Here is a 4,610-nt window from a genome sequence, read left to right as displayed (position 1 = left end):
GTGCAGAGGCGGCGCAGGTCGATGGCGGCGGCCTCCAGGGGCTCCAGCCCCGCCACCACGGCGGGCAGCAGGCCCGAATCGAAGGCCGTGCCGTGGCGGCTCACCAGGATGAGGCGGGTGCGCGGCGGCCGGGTGCGGGGGTGCATCAGCCAGCGCCGCAGCACCAGCACGTGGCTGTGGCCGCCCCCCGCCAGGACCAGGAGGTGGCGCTCGGAAGCGGCGTTCATGGGCTGGGCAGCGGCATGCCGGTCGTCCGGGCCTGGAAGGCCGCGATCGCCGTGGGCAGGGTGGGGAAGAACAGGCGCGCCCCGATCCGCTCCACCAGGCCGGCGCGCTCCAGCTGGGCGTAGAGGTCCTGCTTGACCCGCACCAGCGCGAACGTGATGCCCCGGGCGGTCAGCTCCCGCTGCAGCTCGTCAAGCACGTCGGCCGCCGTGATGTCGATCTCCACGATGGCCTCGGCATTGAGCACGAACCAGGCCACCGGCTCGGTCTCGGCGGCGATCGTCTCCAGCACCCGCTGGCGGAAGTGCTCGGCGTTGGCAAAACACAGCGGCGCGTCAAAGCGGAACAGCACCAGGCCCGGGATGGTGCGCGCCCCCTCCCAGTCGCGCACGTCGTGCAGGCCCGCCAGCCGGGGCACGATCCCCATCACGGCGTCGTGGGGGCGCACAAGGCGGGCGAACAGATCGATCACCGACAGCCCCACCGCCAGCGCCACGCCGGTGAGCAGGTCGGTGGCCAGCACCCCCACCAGGGTGATCAGGGCGAGGCGGAATTCGCTGGGGCGGAAGCGGTACAGCCGCTGGAATTCGCGGATGTCGATCAGGCGCAGGGCGGCATAGATGACGATCGCCCCCAGCGCGGCGGTGGGGAACAGGGCCAGCACCGGCCGCAGCCACAGCAGCACCGCCAGCACCATCGCCAGGGCCACCAGGGAGAACAGCTGGGAGCGGCTGCCGAGGGAATCGCCGATGGCGGTGCGGCTGCCGCTGCTGCTCACCGGAAAGCCCTGCATCAGCCCATTGCCCAGGTTGAGGCTGCCGAGGGCCAGCAGTTCCTGGTTGGCATCGATGCGGTAGCCGCCCCGGGCGGCGAAGGCCCTGGCCGTGAGCACGTTGTCGGAGTAGCCCACCAGGGCGATGCCCACCGCCGCTGTGAGCAGGGAGCGGAGCTGGGCGCCCGACACCGGCGGCGGCAGGGAGGGGTGGGGCAGCCCGGCCGGGATGGGGCCGATCACCGCCACTCCCGCCTGCTCCAGGTGGACCGCCGCCACCACCGCCATCGCCAGCAGCACCGCCAGCAGGGGGCCCGGAGCCCGGGGGAAGCGCCGCTGCACCAGCAGCAGGAACACCAGCACCCCCAGGGCCAGCAGCAGGGTGGGCCGGTGGATCTCCCCCAGCCGGCCCAGCAGCTCCACCAGCTGGCCGGGGAGCGCGGCGGCCTGCAGCTTCAGTCCGCTGATCCGCCCCAGCTGGCCGCCGATCATGATCAGGGCGACGCCCCCCAGGTAGCCCACCAGGATCGGTTTGGAGAGCAGATCGGCCAGGAAGCCGAGCCGCGCCCAGGCGCCGGCGCAGCAGACCACACCCACCAGCAGGGCCAGCAGGCTGCAGAAGGCTGCGTAGGCGAGCGGATCCCCCGCCACCAGCGGCCCGACCGCCGCCGCCGTCATCACGGCGGTGGTGGACTCCGGCCCCACCGACAGTTGGGGGGACGAACCCAGCAGGGCATAGAGGAGCAGGGGCGGCAGGATCGCCCACAGCCCCGCCACCGGCGCCAGGCCGGCCACCTCGGCGTAGGCCATGCACTGGGGCACCAGGTAGGCCGCCACGGTGAGGCCCGCCAGCAGATCGGGGCGCAGCCAGCTGCGCTGGTAGCCCAGCAGCCGCGCCAGGCCCGGCAGCACCATGGCCAGGCGCTGGCGCGGCTCCATCAGTGTCCCCCGCCGCGGCTCATTTGCGGCGGGGCGGCAGCACCTGGCTGGGGCACAGCTCTTTGTCCTCCTCGACGCCCTTCATGCCGGCCAGCACCCCCTCCAGATCGTCCTTCGTGGAAGGGTCACCGCCGATCACGGCGAGCTGCTCGTTGGCCAGTTTGGCGCGGGTGGCGGTCGAGATGAAGCCGTCCTTCTCCAGGTTGCAGAGGGCGCTCATGTAGCCGGAGCCCACCCCCACCATCACCATGAACTCCTCCCGCGGGCTGAGCTCCCCGCCCTGGGGCTGGGCCTCGGCGAGCCGCGGCGTGGTGTCGAGAAGCGCCAGGAGCATCAGGGCGAAGGAGGTGGGCATGCCGGAGCCATGGCGTTGCCGTCAGGGTAGGGGCGCACCACAGTCCGCAACAGCTCAACCGATCAGCCCCCGGCCACCCACGATCGCCAGGGCATAAACGGCGTACAGGGCCAGCAGCAGCCAGCCGCGCCGACGATGCAGGACGTCAGAGCCCTTGGGGAGGACCAGCAGGAACAGCGCCGCGAGGCCGAAGCCAAGGACCAGCTGCACCTCCTGGACCGGCACGACGATCGGGGTGATGGTGGCGGCGACGCCCACCACCCAGAGCCCGTTGAAGATGTTGCTGCCGAGAATCGTGCCGAGGCCGACCTCATCGTGACCTCGCCACCTCGCGACCAACGACGTGGCCAGCTCCGGCATCGAGGTGCCGATCGCCACAAGGGTGGCACCCACCAGAAAGGCGTCGATGCCGAAGGACTGGGCCAGACCCCGGGCCCCCAGCACCACCAGCCTCCCGGCCACCAGCAGAAGCCCCAGGCCGACGACGCAGGAGAGGACCGCCGGCCACCAGCGCCGCTCCCCTCCAGGCACCTCGACGACACTGCGTTGTCGACGCACGTCCCGCACCACGACCGTGATCCACAGCAGGAAGACACCCAGTAGCAGGGCGCCATCCAGCCGCGAGAGGGTGCCGTCGAGGAGCAACAGCCCTGTCAGCAGCGGACCGGCCAGGGCGACCGGCAGATCGCGACGGGCGCTCTCCACGGGCAGGCGCTGCGCGGAGATCGCCAGCGTGAGGCCCAGGATCAGGGCCACATTGACGACGTTGCTTCCGAGGGCATCCCCCAGTGCGATCTGGGGCTTGCCTTCGAGCGCCGCCATGGTCGCCACCGACAACTCCGGGCTGGATGTGGCGAAGGCCGCCACCGTGGCCCCGACGATCCCGGTTGAGAGGCGTGCCCAGTGGGCCAGGCCCACGGCGCCACGCACGAAGAGTTCACCGCCCACACCGGCGGCCAGGACGCCGGACCCGAGGGAGAGAAGGTCAGCGGTGGCCATGGGGACCCCGATGGCTGGGCAGGGAGCATGGGGCCGCTGGCTCAGGCCTCCTGGTACACCGACACGTAGACGGTGCCCTGCTCCACCAGCGGCAGCAGCCTGTCGCGCAGATCCTCATTGTGCAGCCGCACACAGCCCAGGGTGGCGTGGAGGGGTTGGCGCGGCGCCCAGGCCCCGGGCCAGCCGCAGGCGGTGCCGCCGCCATGCACCATGATCCCGGCCCGGCCGAAACGCCGCTCCTGCATCTCCAGATCCTCCAGATCGAAGCTGTACCAGCCATAGCTGCAGCGATCGGCGGAGTAGGTGGGGCTGGGGTCCTGCTCGTAATCCCGGTAGACCTTCTTGGCGATCCGGTAGACGCCCGGCGGCGTGTCGGTGGACGTGTCCTGGTACTGGTCCTCGCGGCCCTGACCGCGCGCCAGCGCCGGGATCTCCCAGAGCAGGCGGCCCTCCACGTCGTAGGCCCTGGCCGTCTCGCTGACGTCGTTGACCACCACGTGGCTGTCGGAGCCGCTGAAGCCGAAGTCCCGTGGGGTCTTCCTGGGCCCCACCAGCCCGGGCGGATCGACGGGCCGCTCGGCCGCGGGCGCGGTGGGCGTAGCGGGTGGGGCCGTGAGGGACCTCGCCGATGGGGCCACGCCGCCGGCCTCCTGCTTCAGCCGCTGCTCCCAGGCTTCGCAGTCGGCCGGGGTGCGGATCTCCCGCTCCGCCTGGGCGCAGGCGGCGGGAGGCTCCATCCCGTCCCATACGAGCCCCTCGGCCCGGCGGCGGCGGCCCAGGCCCACCTCCACCGTCTCGCCGGGATTGCGGTAGAGCATCAGGGCCGCGGGAACGGCCGACCAGCGGCGCTCCCTCAGGTGGCGGTCGAGGGTGTCGTGGTAGTCATCCCCGTGGAAATGGGCGCCGTTGTTGTAAGCGAAGCTGCAGAGGGCGGCCCGCTGGCGATCCCCCATCTCCGCCCAGAAGGGGATCGTGGCCTCGAGCACCTTCCAGAAGCGCTCGCGGCAGTTGTGCTCATAGAGCGCGTCGGCCTGCGCCTGGGTGATCACATCCCCCAGCCGGATCGGGGAGCCGTCCTGGTAGAAGGTGCTGCCCCACCCGATCGTGATCGGCGCGCCGCCGGTGCGGGGATCGGGGTAGGCCTGGAGCCTGCAACCTTCGTAATGGTGGTTGAGCTGGGCCACCTCCGGGGGCAGTGCCCCCCCGCCGGTCGCCGGCAGCCAGGCGTCGTCGGGAATGATGAAGCGGGCGGGATTGAGGTAGCGCTGCTCGCCGTCCGGCAGCGGCACGGTGCCGCCGGGGCAGGTGTAGGGCCCCGCC

Annotated in this window: 4 protein-coding genes and 1 pseudogene; all 5 read right to left on the bottom strand. The window is 72.0% G+C overall.

Annotated features, from left to right (window positions below; genetic code table 11):
- Window positions 1-227, bottom strand: a pseudogene (locus tag VB737_RS05550) (selenide, water dikinase SelD); the annotation flags it as partial.
- Window positions 224-1,936, bottom strand: coding sequence for a SulP family inorganic anion transporter (locus VB737_RS05545; protein ID WP_500311831.1), 1,713 nt, complete (start codon window positions 1,934-1,936; stop codon window positions 224-226). The pseudogene VB737_RS05550 and the gene VB737_RS05545, both read right to left, overlap by 4 nt.
- A gap of 19 nt (window positions 1,937-1,955) precedes the next feature.
- The gene (locus tag VB737_RS05540; protein WP_500311829.1) at window positions 1,956-2,291 is read right to left on the bottom strand and encodes a hypothetical protein; all 336 of its coding nucleotides are present in this window, start codon (window positions 2,289-2,291) and stop codon (window positions 1,956-1,958) included.
- Window positions 2,292-2,345: 54 nt separating this feature from the next.
- Entirely contained in the window at window positions 2,346-3,290 is a 945-nt protein-coding gene (locus VB737_RS05535; protein ID WP_500311827.1) for a sodium:calcium antiporter, read from the bottom strand.
- Between the two features lie 41 nt (window positions 3,291-3,331).
- Window positions 3,332-4,610 (bottom strand): glycoside hydrolase family protein (locus tag VB737_RS05530; protein WP_500311825.1); only part of this gene is annotated, 1,279 nt, incomplete at its 5' end.

This window comes from Synechococcus sp. BA-120 BA3, assembly GCF_034931285.1.
Lineage (GTDB): Bacteria > Cyanobacteriota > Cyanobacteriia > PCC-6307 > Cyanobiaceae > Cyanobium.
This window is presented reverse-complemented; position numbering and strand designations above follow the sequence as displayed.

Excerpts from the sequence above, each read along its gene's own strand:
- VB737_RS05545 (WP_500311831.1), bottom strand. The coding sequence starts at position 1,936 with ATGGAGCCGCGCCAGCGCCTGGCCATGGTGCTGCCGGGCCTGGCGCGG.
- VB737_RS05540 (WP_500311829.1), bottom strand. The coding sequence starts at position 2,291 with ATGCCCACCTCCTTCGCCCTGATGCTCCTGGCGCTTCTCGACACCACG.
- VB737_RS05535 (WP_500311827.1), bottom strand. The coding sequence starts at position 3,290 with ATGGCCACCGCTGACCTTCTCTCCCTCGGGTCCGGCGTCCTGGCCGCC.